This is a genomic window from Streptomyces lavendofoliae (assembly GCF_014649735.1).
Classification (GTDB): Bacteria; Actinomycetota; Actinomycetes; order Streptomycetales; family Streptomycetaceae; genus Streptomyces; species Streptomyces lavendofoliae.
The window spans coordinates 356219-369123 of sequence record NZ_BMTP01000005.1 but is presented as its reverse complement, the minus strand read 5'-3'; the positions used below and the strand labels follow the sequence as shown (position 1 = coordinate 369123).

General features: G+C 72.7%; 12 protein-coding genes. 7 read left to right on the top strand and 5 right to left on the bottom strand.

Annotation, left to right across the window (positions count from 1 at the left end; translation table 11 throughout):
* Positions 1 to 36 precede the first annotated feature (36 nt).
* On the bottom strand, positions 37 to 2280 hold the full coding sequence (locus IE109_RS12580; protein ID WP_189550887.1) for a transglycosylase domain-containing protein: 2244 nt from the start codon (positions 2278 to 2280) through the stop codon (positions 37 to 39).
* 211 nt (positions 2281 to 2491) lie between these two features.
* Between IE109_RS12580 and IE109_RS12575 the strand changes: the two genes are divergently transcribed.
* From IE109_RS12575 to IE109_RS12555, 5 genes are all read left to right on the top strand, one after another.
* Positions 2492 to 3430 carry an SPFH domain-containing protein gene (locus IE109_RS12575; protein WP_189550886.1) on the top strand — a complete coding sequence of 313 codons (939 nt, stop codon included), beginning with the start codon at positions 2492 to 2494 and terminating at the stop codon, positions 3428 to 3430.
* Positions 3376 to 3744 (top strand): type II toxin-antitoxin system antitoxin, encoded by a 369-nt coding sequence (locus tag IE109_RS33115; protein ID WP_373297695.1) that lies wholly within the window; start codon positions 3376 to 3378, stop codon positions 3742 to 3744. The genes IE109_RS12575 and IE109_RS33115 overlap by 55 nt, the downstream gene beginning before the upstream one ends.
* Before the next feature lie 104 nt (positions 3745 to 3848).
* Positions 3849 to 4382 (top strand): PadR family transcriptional regulator, encoded by a 534-nt coding sequence (locus tag IE109_RS12565; RefSeq protein WP_189550885.1) that lies wholly within the window; start codon positions 3849 to 3851, stop codon positions 4380 to 4382.
* On the top strand, positions 4379 to 5053 hold the full coding sequence (locus IE109_RS12560) for an ABC transporter ATP-binding protein (RefSeq protein ID WP_189550884.1): 675 nt from the start codon (positions 4379 to 4381) through the stop codon (positions 5051 to 5053). Before IE109_RS12565 ends, IE109_RS12560 begins: the two co-directional genes overlap by 4 nt.
* On the top strand, positions 5050 to 7371 hold the full coding sequence (locus tag IE109_RS12555; RefSeq protein ID WP_189550883.1) for an ABC transporter permease: 2322 nt from the start codon (positions 5050 to 5052) through the stop codon (positions 7369 to 7371). Before IE109_RS12560 ends, IE109_RS12555 begins: the two co-directional genes overlap by 4 nt.
* Positions 7372 to 7629: 258 nt before the next feature.
* Here the strand turns inward: IE109_RS12555 and IE109_RS12550 are convergent, their stop codons facing one another.
* Positions 7630 to 8550: a LysR substrate-binding domain-containing protein gene (locus IE109_RS12550; RefSeq protein WP_373297690.1), complete on the bottom strand. Its 921-nt coding sequence runs from the start codon at positions 8548 to 8550 to the stop codon at positions 7630 to 7632.
* Positions 8551 to 8714: 164 nt separating this feature from the next.
* On the opposite strand from IE109_RS12550, the gene IE109_RS12545 reads away from it, so the two are divergent.
* Both IE109_RS12545 and IE109_RS12540 read left to right on the top strand, forming a co-directional pair.
* Positions 8715 to 9269: a peroxiredoxin gene (locus IE109_RS12545; protein ID WP_064068339.1), complete on the top strand. Its 555-nt coding sequence runs from the start codon at positions 8715 to 8717 to the stop codon at positions 9267 to 9269.
* Positions 9270 to 9287: 18 nt separating this feature from the next.
* The gene (locus IE109_RS12540; RefSeq protein ID WP_189550881.1) at positions 9288 to 9836 is read left to right on the top strand and encodes an alkyl hydroperoxide reductase; all 549 of its coding nucleotides are present in this window, start codon (positions 9288 to 9290) and stop codon (positions 9834 to 9836) included.
* Positions 9837 to 9902: 66 nt separating this feature from the next.
* Here IE109_RS12540 and IE109_RS12535 read toward each other — a convergent pair whose 3' ends face one another.
* The 3 genes from IE109_RS12535 to IE109_RS12525 all read right to left on the bottom strand — a co-directional run bounded on the left by IE109_RS12535 (position 9903) and on the right by IE109_RS12525 (position 12805).
* On the bottom strand, positions 9903 to 10637 hold the full coding sequence (locus IE109_RS12535) for a hypothetical protein (protein ID WP_189550880.1): 735 nt from the start codon (positions 10635 to 10637) through the stop codon (positions 9903 to 9905).
* On the bottom strand, positions 10634 to 11962 hold the full coding sequence (locus IE109_RS12530; RefSeq protein WP_189550879.1) for an AI-2E family transporter: 1329 nt from the start codon (positions 11960 to 11962) through the stop codon (positions 10634 to 10636). The genes IE109_RS12535 and IE109_RS12530 overlap by 4 nt, the downstream gene beginning before the upstream one ends.
* A gap of 120 nt (positions 11963 to 12082) precedes the next feature.
* Positions 12083 to 12805 carry an aggregation-promoting factor C-terminal-like domain-containing protein gene (locus IE109_RS12525; protein WP_189550878.1) on the bottom strand — a complete coding sequence of 241 codons (723 nt, stop codon included), beginning with the start codon at positions 12803 to 12805 and terminating at the stop codon, positions 12083 to 12085.
* Between the last annotated feature and the right edge of the window lie 100 nt (positions 12806 to 12905).

Genomic DNA, 12905 nt, shown 5'->3' with positions numbered 1-12905 from the left:
CGTACCGGGTCGGCGCCGGTCGGCGCCGGGGTCGGGTCAGGGCTGGGGCGGCTTCATGTCGCCGGCGCCGCCGGGGTCGCCGTCGCCGGGGTCCCCGGTCGGGTCGCCGCCGCCGTCGTCACCGCCCGTGGTGCCGGCGGTGCCGCCGTCGTCGGTCGGGTCGCCGGTCGGCGTGCCGGTCGGGGTGGGGACCGTCGGCGTACGCGTCGGGGTGGACGGCGTGCGCGTCGGGGTCGGCTCCTCGGTGGGCGACTCGGACTCGGTCGGCTCCTCGGAGGGCGACTCGGACTCGGTCGGCTCCTCGGAGGGCGAGGACGTCGGGCCGGACCGGGGCGGAGCCGTCTCGGCGACGTCCAGGTCGAAGCGGGCGTCGGAGCCGCCGTCGAGGGCGGCCAGCGTGTAGTCGGCCCAGATGCGGGCGGGGAAGCCGCCGCCGTTGGCGCGGCCGGAGCCGGCGGTGCCGGTCAGGGTGACCTGCCGGCCCTTGTCGGCGTCCTCGCCGAACAGGGCGACCACGGTGGTCAGCTCGGGCGTGTACCCGGCGAACCAGGCCGACTTGTTGTTCTCCGACGTGCCGGTCTTGCCGGCCGCCTGGTACGCGGAGGTGCTGGCCTCGTGGCCGGAGCCGTTCCGTACGACCCCGGTCAGGGCGGCGGTGACGGTGTCGGCGCTCTCGCGGCTGATGACCTGCCCGCCGACCGGGGGCTCGGCGCGCTGGAAGGTGCGGTCCTTGTGCTCGGCGGACTTGACGATCGTCGGGGTGACCTTCTTGCCGTGGTTGTCGAGGGTGGCGTACACCCCGGCCATGTCCCAGGTCGAGGCGCCCATGGTGCCCAGGGACATCGCGGGCTGCTCGACGAAGCCGTCGCCGTCCTTCATGCCGAGGGCGAGGGCGGTCTTCTTCACCTCGGCGGGCTCGGCGTCCACGATCATCTGGGCGAACACGGAGTTGATGGACTTGTTCATCGCCTCCTGCACGGTGACCGGGCCGTAGCTGCGGTCGTCCTCGTTCTGCGGGGCGAACGGGGTGTCGCTGCCCTCGACGGGGCGGCGACTGGTGCCGTCGTAGATCGTGCCGAGGCCGATCTCGTCGCCGTCCTGCGTCTCGGCGCCGTTCTCCAGGGCGGAGGCGAAGACGAGCGGCTTGAAGGTGGAGGCGGGCTGGTAGTCGCGGCGGGTGGCGTTGGACATCCAGTGCTCGGTGGCGCCGACGCCGCCGTACAGCGCGACGACCTTGCCGGTCCTGGGGTCGACGGAGGTGGCGCCGGCCTGGACGGTGGCGTCGACCGCGTCGTCCTCGCGGTCGAGGCGGGACTCCAGCTGGTCGTCGACCGCCTCGACGAGCTCCTTCTGCCGCTTCTCGTCGATGTTCAGCGTGATGGTCCAGCCGCCGGCGTCGATGTCCTTCTCGCTGATGCCCTGGTCGACGAGCTCCTGCTTGGCGGCGGCGACGAGGTAGCCGGTCTGGCCCTCCATGCCGGGGGCGGCCTTCGGCTTCTGCGGCACCTGGAACTTCTGCTCCGCGCGCGCGGAGCGGCCGAGCCAGCCCTCCTCGACCATGTTGTCCAGGACGTAGTTCCAGCGTTCGGTGGCCAGCTTGCGGCCGGTGGCGCTCGCGATGGCCCAGTCGTACTGGTTGGGGGCCTGGAGGAGCGCGGCGAGGTACGCGCCCTCGGACACGGTCAGCTTCTCGGCGTCGACGCCGTAGTAGGCCTGCGCGGCGGCCTGGATGCCGTACGCGCCGCGGCCGTAGTAGCTGGTGTTCATGTACCCGGCGAGGATGTCGTCCTTGTCCATGCGCTGGTCGACCTTCAGGGAGATGACCAGCTCCTTGAGCTTGCGGCTGACCGTCTGGTCCTGGTCCAGGTAGTAGTTCTTGACGTACTGCTGGGTGATGGTGGAGCCGCCCTGCTTGCCCTTGCCCTGAAGGGTGTTGAGCAGGCCGCGGGCGGTGCCCACGAAGTCCACGCCGGAGTCCTGGTAGAAGGTCTTGTTCTCGGCGGCGACGAACGCCTTCTCCACCTCGTCCGGGATCTTGTCGAGGCCGACTATCTCGCGGTTGACCTCACCGGTACGGGCGAGGATCTTGCCGTTGCTGTACTGGTAGACGTTGCTCTGCATCGTCGCCTGGGCGTTGGCCGAGGGCACCGGGACGAGCAGGTAGACGATGTAGAACGCGCCCATCGTGAGCAGGCAGAGCCCGAAGAAGGTGCCCAGCAGTCTCTTCCAGGTGAAGAAGCGGCGTATGCCCGCGCCTTCGGTCTTGGCCCCTCGACCCATCGCTCCGTCGCTCCGCTCTGCTCATCTGCGAATCAGCTCAGCAAACTAACACCACGGCTACCGACAAAGCTCAACGGATCCGGTCTTTTCCGGACGTGACAATGAGCACCCGTGTCACTGGAACCGACTCCTCAGGGGTGCGGAGGGTTGCGACGCACGATAAAGTGATATCACTTTGCTAGACAGATGGAACGATGAAACGGGGGCCACCATGACCACGAACGAACGCGCCGCGCTGGCGGAGGACCTGCCCGAGATGCCCGAGCCGCGCGTGCGCGAGTTCGCGGCGCGCAGCATCGGCGGCGGGCTGGCCCTGCTCCTGGGCCTCGCCGGCCTGGCGGCCGGAACCTGCCTCCTGGTGGCGGGCGCGGCCGCCGGCTCCACGGGGCCGAAGGTGACGCTGATCGCCGTCGGCGTGCTGGTCGCCATCGCGTCCTTCCTCGCGATGTGCGGGCTGAACATGGTGGCGCCGGGCGAGGCGCGCGTGGTGCAGCTCTTCGGCCGGTACCGGGGGACGATCCGCACGGACGGGCTGCGGTGGGTCAACCCGTTCACCTCGCGGGAGAAGATCTCCACGCGGGTGCGCAACCACGAGACCGCCGTCCTGAAGGTCAACGACGCGTACGGCAACCCGATCGAGCTCGCCGCGGTGGTCGTGTGGCGGGTCGAGGACACCGCGCAGGCCCTGTTCGAGGTCGACGACTTCCTGGAGTTCGTGTCCACGCAGACCGAGGCGGCCGTGCGCCACATCGCGATCGAGTACCCCTACGACGCGCACGACGAGCACGGGCTGTCCCTGCGGGGCAACGCCGAGGAGATCACCGAGAAGCTGGCCGCCGAGCTGCACGCGCGCGTGGAGGCGGCGGGCGTCCACATCATCGAGTCGCGGTTCACCCACCTCGCGTACGCCCCGGAGATCGCCTCCGCGATGCTCCAGCGCCAGCAGGCCGGCGCCGTGGTCGCGGCCCGGCGGCAGATCGTGGACGGCGCGGTCGGCATGGTCGAGGCGGCGCTGGACCGGCTGGAGGAGCGGGACATCGTCGAACTCGACCCGGAGCGGAAGGCGGCGATGGTCTCCAACCTGATGGTGGTGCTCTGCGGCGACCGGGCGGCCCAGCCGGTGCTGAACACGGGCACGCTGTACCAGTGACGCCACCGGAAGGCCGTCAGCGCAAGCAGGTGCTCCTGCGCCTCGACCCGGGGGTGTACGAGGCACTGGCGCGCTGGGCGGCGGACGAGCTGCGCAGCGCCAACTCCCAGATCGAGTTCCTGCTGCGCAAGGCGCTCTCCGACGCGGGCCGCCTCCCGTCCGCCCCCGCGCCCCTCCCCCGCCGCGGCCGCCCCCCGAAGACGGCGCCGAGGACGGCCCCGAGCGCGCCCCCGAACACGGCGCAGGACCCCCCGGAGGCACCCACGGACGGGCCGTCCGGGCGGCCGAGGACACCACCCGGGCCACCGAAGTGAGCTCCCGGCCCCCGCCCTGCGGCAGGGGGCCGGTCTTCGGGTGGGGGCACGCGCGGGCCGGAGCTATACATCGTATGTATACGTGCGCTGTATAGTGGCGTCCCATGTCCATCGGCCACACCCTCCTCGGGCTCCTGGAGTCCGGCCCCCGGCACGGCTACGACCTCAAGCGCGCCTTCGACGAGAAGTTCGGCCACGACCGGCCGCTGCACTACGGCCAGGTCTACTCGACCATGTCCCGGCTGCTGAAGAACGGGCTCGTCGAGGTCGACGGGATCGAACCCGGCGAAGGGCCCGAACGCAAGCGGTACGCGATCACCGAGGCGGGCGTCACCGACGTCGGACGGTGGCTGGCGCAGGCGGAGAAGCCCGAGCCGTACCTTCAGTCCACGCTCTACACCAAGGTCGTCCTCGCCCTGCTCACCGGCCGCAGCGCCGCCGAGCTGCTGGACACGCAGCGCGCCGAGCACCTGCGGCTGATGCGGGAGCTGACCCGCCGCAAGCAGGACGGCGACCTCGCCGACCAGCTCATCTGCGACCACGCCCTGTTCCACCTGGAGGCCGACCTCCGCTGGCTGGAGCTGACCGCCGCCCGGCTCGGGCAGCTCGCCGAGGCGGTCGGGGGTTCCGCCCGATGACCCTGCTGCGCGCCGAGGGCATCGGCAAGGCCTACGGGCCGACCCCGGCTCTGGTGGACGTCGACCTGACCGTACGGGCGGGCGAGGTCGTCGCCGTCATGGGCCCCTCCGGGTCCGGCAAGTCGACCCTGCTGCACTGCCTGGCCGGGATCGTCCGGCCGGACACCGGGGCCGTCACCTACGACGGCCGTGACCTGACCGCCATGTCCGACGCCGGGCGCAGCGCGCTGCGCCGCGGCGACTTCGGCTTCGTGTTCCAGTTCGGCCGGCTCGTCCCCGAACTGACCTGCGTGGAGAACGTCGCCCTGCCGCTGCGGCTGGCCGGCGAGCGCCGCAGGGCGGCCGAGCGCAAAGCCCTGGAGTGGCTGGAGCGCCTGGAGGCGGCGGGCGTCGGCGGCCGGCGCCCCGGCGAGGTGTCCGGCGGCCAGGCCCAGCGGGTCGCGGTGGCCCGCGCGCTCGTCACCTCGCCGCGCGTGGTGTTCGCCGACGAGCCGACCGGCGCCCTCGACTCGCTCAACGGCGAGCAGGTGATGCGGCTCCTGGGCGACGCCGCCCGCGACACCGGCGCCGCCGTCCTCCTGGTCACCCACGAGGCCCGCGTCGCCGCGTACTCGGACCGCGAGGTCGTCGTACGCGACGGACGGATACGCGACCTGATGGGCGCCCCGTGATCCGCGACCTCCTCCTCGGCGCGCGGTTCGCCGTCACCGGCGGCCGGCCCGGCTGGACCCGCACCCTGCTGACCGCCCTCGGGGTGGGCTCCGGGGTGGCGCTGCTGCTGATCGCCGCCTCCGTCCCGAGCGTCCTCGAGGGCCGGGACACCCGCCACCAGAACCGCGACCTGACGTCCGGCGAGTCCGGCGCGCCCCGCTCCGACCGCTCCTTCCTCCACGCGGCCGCCGACACGCTGTTCCACGAGCGGCCCGTACGGGGGCTGCTGCTGCGCCCCGACGGCGCGCGCGCCCCCGCCCCGCCCGGGGTGGCCGCGCCACCGGGGCCCGGAGAGATGGTCGTCTCCCCCGCCCTCGGCCGGCTGCTCGCCTCGCCGGAGGGCACGCTGCTCAAGGAGCGCCTGCCCTACGAGGAGGCGGGCCGGATCGGCGACGCGGGACTGGTCGGCCCGACCGAGCTGGTCTACTACGCGTACGGCACGGGCCTCACCGACGCGACCGCCGACGGGCGCGGTGACGGGTTCGGCCACAACGTCGGGGTCGACCGGCCCTCCAGCGCCTTCCTGCTGCTGCTGGTCGTGGTGGCGTGCGTGGTGCTGCTGCTGCCGGTGCTCGTCTTCGTCGCCACCGCCGCCCGCTTCGGCGGCGAGCAGCGCGACCGGAGGCTGGCGACGCTGCGCCTGGTCGGCGCGGACATCGCCATGACGCGCCGTATCGCCGCCGGGGAGACGCTGGCCGGCGCGGTGCTGGGGCTGCTGACCGGCGCGGGGCTGTTCGCCCTGGCGCGGCGCTTCGCGGGCCGGGTGACGGTGTGGGACGTCAACGCCTTCCCGGCCGATGTGACACCCGCGCCCGCACTCGCCGCGCTGGTGGCGGTGGTGGTGCCGGTGTGCGCCGTGCTGGTGACGCTGGTGGCGCTGCGCGGCGTGGCGATCGAGCCGCTGGGGGTGGCCCGGGGGGCGACGCCCCGGCCGCGCCGGGTGTGGTGGCGGCTGCTCCTGGTGGCCGCCGGGCTCGCGGTGCTGTGGGCGGCGGGGCCGGTCCCTCTCGTGGAGACCGCGGTGGACGCGGTGCCCGTCGCGGCCGGTGCCCTGCTGGCGCTGACCGGGGTGACGACGCTGCTGCCCTGGCTGATCGAGCGGGTGGTCCGCTCGCTGCGGGGCGGTCCGGTGCCATGGCAGCTGGCCGTCCGCAGGCTCCAGCTGAGCAGCGGCACGGCGGCCAGGACGGTCAGCGGCATCGTGGTGGCGGCGGCCGGGGCGATCGCGTTGCAGATGCTGTTCACGGCCGTGCAGAGCGACTTCATGCGGCCGACGAACCTCGACACGGCGCGGGCCCAGCTGAGCCTGCGTGACCGGGCCACCGGCGCCGGCGCGGCGCGCGAGCTGGCCGGGGAGCTGGCGGCGGCGCGGGGCGTCACGGGGGTGGCCGCCGTGCTGGAGGCGTCCGTACGCCGGCCGGGGCCGCCGCGCGCGGGTGAGGACTTCGTCCCGTCCACCGCCCTCACGGTCGCCGACTGCCCCTCACTGCGGGAACTGGCCCGGCTGCCCTCGTGCCGGGACGGTGACGTGTTCATCGCGCGGGCACGCGGCGGGGACGGGCCCGACGACGCCTACCTGGCGGAGACGGCCCGGCCCGGCGCCCGGGTGGACCTCCACGACGAGCGGGCGGCCCCGCTGCTGTGGCGCGTCCCCGCGACCGCCCGGACGGTGGAGGGGCGGACGGACCCGATGGGCTGGTCGTCGTTCGGGATACTCGCCACGCCGGCGGCGATCGACGCCGGGACGCTGGACGATCCCGCCCTGACCGCGTGGGTGCGCCTGGACCCGGCCGTGCCGGAGGCCGAGGAGCACGCCCGTAACGCCGCCGCCCGGTTCAGCCCCACCGTGCGGGTGGACGCCCTGCGCGACATGAAGCGGGACCGGCGCTTCACCAGCGTCGGGCGGGGCGTGTTCGCCGCCGCGACGCTCACCATGGCGCTGGTCGCCGTCTCCCTGCTGGTGTCGACGGTGGAGCAGCTGCGGACACGCCGGCGCCCGCTGTCGGTGCTGGTCGCCTTCGGTACGCGGCGCTCGACCCTGGCCTGGTCGGTGCTGTGGCAGACGGCCGTCCCGGTGGCGCTGGGCATGGCCCTGGCGGTCGTCGGCGGGCTGGGCCTCGGCACGCTGCTGCTGCGGCTGATCGGCAAGGGCGTCTCCGACTGGTGGGCGTTCCTGCCGGTGGTGGGTGTCGCCACGGGGCTGGTGCTGGCGGTGACCCTGCTGAGCCTGCCGCCGCTGTGGCGCCTGATGCGTCCGGACGGCCTGCGCACCGAGTGACGGCCGGCCGCACGGGGACGCACCCGGCGTGCGCGGACGTCCGGCCCGGGTACGCGGGCGGTCCGGCTCAGGCGCCCCGGGCTGTGACCGGCGTGCGCGGACGTCGGCCAGGGTACGCGGGCGGTCCGGCTCAGGCGCCCCGGGCTGTGACCGGCGTGCGCGGACGTCCGGCCCAGGTACGCGGGCGGTCCGGCTCAGGCGCCCCGGGCTGTGACCGGCGTGCGCGGACGTCCGGCCCGGGTACGCGGGCGGCCCGGCTCAGGTTCCGGGCTCGACGACCCGGACGGGCAGGGCCCGCATCGCCTCGCGCAGGGCGCCCGCCAGCTCCCCGAACTCGGCCTGGCGGGCCGTGCCGGTGCGCATGGCCAGCGCGATGCGCCGGGAGGGGGCCGGGTCGGCGAACCAGCCCGTCACCAGACGCTCGTTGCGCCCGGTCTCCACCGGGACGGCGGTGCGCGGGAGCAGGGTGACCCCGAGGCCGCCCGCGACGAGCTGGACCAGCGTCGAGAGCCCGGCCGCGGTGGTGGTGACCGCGGCGCCGTCCTCACGCCCCGCCTCGCGGCAGATGTCGAGCGCCTGGTCACGCAGGCAGTGCCCCTCGTCCAGCAGCAGCAGCCGCAGCTCGCGCAACGCGTCGCGCGGGATGTCGGCCCGCCCGCCCAGCCAGTGGCCCTCGGGCGTGACCAGCACGAAGTCCTCGTCGAACAGGGGCAGCTCGGTGACGCCGGGGACCCCCAGCGGCACCGCCAGCAGCAGCAGGTCGAGCCGCCCGGCGGCCAGCCCCTCCAGCAGCGACGAGGTCTGCTCCTCGTGGACCTGGAGGTCCAGCTCCGGGTACCGCTCGTGGACGAGCCGCAGCACGGTCGGCAGCAGGTAGGGCGCGACGGTCGGGATGACGCCGAGCCGCAGCACGCCGGTGAACGGCGCCTGCGCCGCCTCCGCCTCCTCCATCAGCTCGCCGACCGCGTCCAGCACCGCCCTGGCCCGTACCGCGAGCCGCTCACCGGCGGGGGAGAGCAGCACCTTGCGTGTCGTACGCTCCAGCAACTGGACACCGAGTGCCTCTTCGAGTGCCGAAACCGCGCCCGAGAGGGCGGGCTGACTCATGCCGATGGCGGCCGCCGCGTCCCGGAAGTGCAGATGCTCCGCCACGGCCACGAATGCTCTGAGCTGGGCCAAGCTGGGCTGCTTACCCTTATATACGGACGCCACTGATAACCACCTTCGATCAACACGACCCAGTCTAGCTATTTCACTGATCAATGCACGCCATGCCATGCTGGGGCTCCGTCCAACCCCCACGGAAGACCCCAAAAGGGACTTCCCAGCTCGAAGGAGAGCGTGTGCTCACTGTCGGTGACCAGTTCCCCACGTACGACCTGACCGCCTGTGTGTCGCTGGAGAGCGGCAAGGAGTTCGCGCAGATCGACCACAAGGCCTACGAGGGCAAGTGGCGCGTGGTGTTCTTCTGGCCGAAGGACTTCACCTTCGTCTGCCCCACCGAGATCGCCGCCTTCGGCAAGCTGAACGACGAGTTCGCCGACCGTGACGCCCAGATCCTCGGCGTCTCCGGCGACTCCGAGTTCGTGCACCACGCCTGGCGCAAGGACCACGCCGACCTGCGTGACCTGCCCTTCCCGATGCTCGCGGACTCCAAGCACGAGCTGATGCGCGACTGCGGCGTCGAGGGCGAGGACGGCTTCGCGCAGCGCGCCGTCTTCATCGTCGACCCGAACAACGAGATCCAGTTCTGCATGGTGACCGCCGGCTCCGTCGGCCGTAACCCCAAGGAGGTCCTGCGGGTGCTGGACGCCCTGCAGACCGACGAGCTGTGCCCGTGCAACTGGAGCAAGGGCGAGGACACCCTCGACCCGGTCAAGCTCCTGTCCGGCGAGTGACGAGGCGACTGATCTGACATGGCTCTCGACGAACTGAAGTCCGCCATACCGGACTACGCCAAGGACCTGAAGCTGAACCTCGGCTCGGTCATCGGCAACAGCGAGCTCCCCCAGCAGCAGCTGTGGGGCACGGTCCTGGCCTGCGCGATCGCCTCGCGCTCGCCGAAGGTCCTGCGCGAGCTGGAGCCGGAGGCCAAGGCCAACCTCTCGCCCGAGGCGTACCAGGCGGCCAAGTCCGCCGCCGCCATCATGGCGATGAACAACGTCTTCTACCGGACGCGTCACCTGCTCTCCGACCCGGAGTACGGGACGATGCGCGCCGGTCTGCGGATGAACGTCATCGGCAACCCGGGTGTGGAGAAGGTCGACTTCGAGCTGTGGTCGCTCGCCGTCTCCGCCATCAACGGCTGCGGCATGTGCCTGGACTCCCACGAGCAGGTGCTGCGCAAGGCCGGCGTGGACCGCGACACGATCCAGGAGGCGTTCAAGATCGCCTCGGTGATCCAGGCGGTCGGCGCGACGCTCGACGCCGAGGCCGTCCTCTCCGAGGCCGTTCTCGCCGAGTAGTCCGCCGCGCCACCGGACGTACGGAAGGGGCCCACCGGCCGGTGCCGGTGGGCCCCTTCCGTGTGCTCAGCGCCGCAGCTCGGCCATCAGCGCCCTCATGTCCCGGACCATGAGGTCCCGGACACCGGGCAGGGCGGAGGCGGTGGGCTCGGGCGTGCCGTTCTCGTGGTCCGGGTCGTACGCCACCTGCGCGCTGAGGAACAGCGACAGCACGGCCTGCCCGTCCAGCACCTTCAGCGCGGCGAAGCCCTCGTCGTCCTGGGCGAAGAACGCCTGCTCGCCCAGGCCCGTGACGGGCTTCCAGTCCCAGTCGTCCCAGACGCCGATGGTCTCGGCCGGCTCGAACTCGGGCCCCGGGTCGGTCTTCTTGTGGAGGTCGTACGACACGTCGGCGCTGTACGCCTCCTCGTCGCCGCCGAAGGACACCGAGCAGTGGGCCTGGTCCAGCGCCTGGTGGCTCTCCCCCATGTCCTGCGTGGCCTCGCCGGGCGCGCCGAACTCGGCGCCGAGGGCGGCCAGCTTCGCGTCCGCGCACAGGTCCTCGGCGGCGCGGTAGCCGCCCAGGTCGGGCCCCTTGGCCTGGTACGCGTAGAGCCCGCCCGCCCAGAGCGCGGACGCCACCAGCGCGCCGGCGAGCGCCCACATCCACGGGCGCGGCGAGAACCGGCGCCCGCCGCCGTCCCGGTCCGCCGGCGTCCCGGCCCGGGCGGCTCCGCCGGGGGGCGGATCCCCGAAGGGCGCCCCGTACGGCCGGGGTATCGGCCCGTCGTCGTCGCCCACGAGTTCCGGCTCGGATATCACTCGTCCCCCTTGGGGGACGCCGGGGGCGGCGCCGCGGACGGGAGCCCCGCCACCGCGGAGTCGGTCGCCCCGTGCGCCGGCGCCGCCCGCAGCGCCTGCTCCTGGCTGTACGCCCGCAGGTATCCGACGACCGTGTTGGTGACGGCGACCAGCGGGACCGCCACCACGGCGCCGCCGATGCCGGCGACCAGACCGCCCGAGGCGACGGCCAGCACGACCGCCAGCGGATGCACCCGCACCGCGCGCCCCAGGATGAACGGCTGGAGGACGTGCCCCTCGATCTGCTGCACCGCGAGCACCACCAGCAGCACCATCAGCGCGGTGAACACGCCCTGGGTGACGAGGGCGACGATGACCGCCAGCGCGCCCGAGACGACCGCGCCGACCAGCGGGATGAAGGAGAACAGGAAGATGAACACGCCCAGCGGCACGGCCAGGGGCACGTCGAGGAAGTAGATGCCGAGGCCGATGAAGATGGCGTCGATCAGCGCGACGATCACCGTGCCGCGCACATAGGCGGTGAGGGTGCGCCAGGCGCGCGGACCCGCGCCCGCGACTCCGGGACGCGCCTGGGCGGGTACCAGCTTCAGCCACCAGGTCCACACCTTCTTGCCGTCGTACAGCAGGAAGAGCGTGGAGAACATGGTCAGCAGGATGCCGGTGAGGATCTCCACCATCACGGTCACGCCCTGGAGACCGGCGGTGGTGATCTCCTCGGTGTTCGTCCCGATGGTGTCGCTGAGGTTCTTGGCGATGTCGTTGATCTGCTGCTCGGTGACGTGGAACGGGCTGTCCAGCAGCCATGCCTTCAGCTCGTCGATGCCGTCCCTGACCCGGTCGGAGATGTCCCCCAGGTTGTCCATCACCTGCCAGACGACGAACCAGCCGACCAGGCCCATGATGACGAAGCCGGTGATGGCGGTGAGGGCGGTGGCGAGCCCGCGCGGCAGGCCCATGCCCCGCAGCCGGGCCACGGTGGGCTGGAGCAGGGCGGTGATCAGCAGCGCGGCCACGAAGGCGAGGACCACCAGCTGCACTTCGCTGATGACCTTCATCAGCACCCACAGGGTGCCCGCGAGCACCAGCAGCCGCCAGCCGGCCTCGGCCGCGACGCGCATGCCCCAGGGGATGGCCGCCACGGGATCGGGTCGCGCGGCGACGGCGGGAGCGTACGTGGGGGGCGCGGGCACGCTCTCGGGTACGGCGGCGGATTCCCCGACGGGCTCGTCCCCGGACTCACTCGCGGCTCGGCGCTCTTCCAACCGCTGTCCCATCCGGGTCAGGCCGGCACCCACTCGGCCGAGCCACCCTGGCACTTTCGACATGCTCTTCCCTCTTCCCCCCCCACCACTCCCCCAGTCACGTCCCGACGGTACACGCACGGAGCCCCCCACCGTTGGACGGTGAGGGGCTCCGGGACGGTGAGCCGTGAGGGCGCGCCGCCCCTAGTACCAGTGGTTGGCCTGCCAGAAGCTCCACGCGCCGCAGGGGCTGCCGTAGCGCTCGTTCATGTAGTTGAGGCCCCACTTGATCTGGGTGGCCGGGTTGGTCTGCCAGTCGGCGCCGGCGGAGGCCATCTTCGAGCCCGGGAGCGCCTGGACCAGGCCGTACGCGCCCGACGAGGGGTTCGTCGCGCGGTAGTTCCAGGTGGACTCGTGGTCCACGATGTTGCTGAAGCACTGGAACTGGTCGCCCGGGACCATCTGACGGGCCATCGCCTGGACCTCGGCGACGCTGTAGGACGACTGCGTGGCGAAGCTGGTGGCGCTGCGGACCTCGCTGCGGCTGGCGCGCTCCTCGGCCTCGCGTTCCTTGCGCTCCTGCTCGGCCTTCTCCGCCTTCGCCTTCTCGGCCTCCGCGTCGGCGGCGGCCTTCTTGGCCTCGGCGTCCTTGGCGGCCTGGATGCGCGCGGCTTCCTCGGCGGACTTCTGCGCTGCCGAGTCGGCGGCGGCGGCCTGGGCCTCCGCCTGCTGCGTCAGCGACGAGACCTGTACCTGGGCCTGCTCGCCGACGGGGATGTCGGCCAGGAGTGTCGTGTTGGCGGCGGCCGCCTCGAAGTTGTCGTTCGAGGGCTGGGCGTTGCCCGAGGCAACACCCACGACGGCGCCGACAGTGGTGACCGCAGTGGCCGAAGCCACCGCGAATCCCCGGACCGAGATCCGGCTCACACGGTTTCCTTCCAGCATCGTCCGCTTAGGTGACCTCGCGGGCGAAATCTTGCCCCTGACGCTGGTCCCCCCACTGCTGGGTCACGGGGGACACGGGCCC

Bases quoted from the DNA above. Each gene is read 5' to 3' on its own strand.
- IE109_RS12580 (WP_189550887.1), bottom strand. From the start codon at position 2,280: ATGGGTCGAGGGGCCAAGACCGAAGGCGCGGGCATACGCCGCTTCTTC.
- IE109_RS12575 (WP_189550886.1), top strand. From the start codon at position 2,492: ATGACCACGAACGAACGCGCCGCGCTGGCGGAGGACCTGCCCGAGATG.
- IE109_RS12565 (WP_189550885.1), top strand. From the start codon at position 3,849: ATGTCCATCGGCCACACCCTCCTCGGGCTCCTGGAGTCCGGCCCCCGG.
- IE109_RS12560 (WP_189550884.1), top strand. From the start codon at position 4,379: ATGACCCTGCTGCGCGCCGAGGGCATCGGCAAGGCCTACGGGCCGACC.
- IE109_RS12540 (WP_189550881.1), top strand. From the start codon at position 9,288: ATGGCTCTCGACGAACTGAAGTCCGCCATACCGGACTACGCCAAGGAC.
- IE109_RS12530 (WP_189550879.1), bottom strand. From the start codon at position 11,962: ATGTCGAAAGTGCCAGGGTGGCTCGGCCGAGTGGGTGCCGGCCTGACC.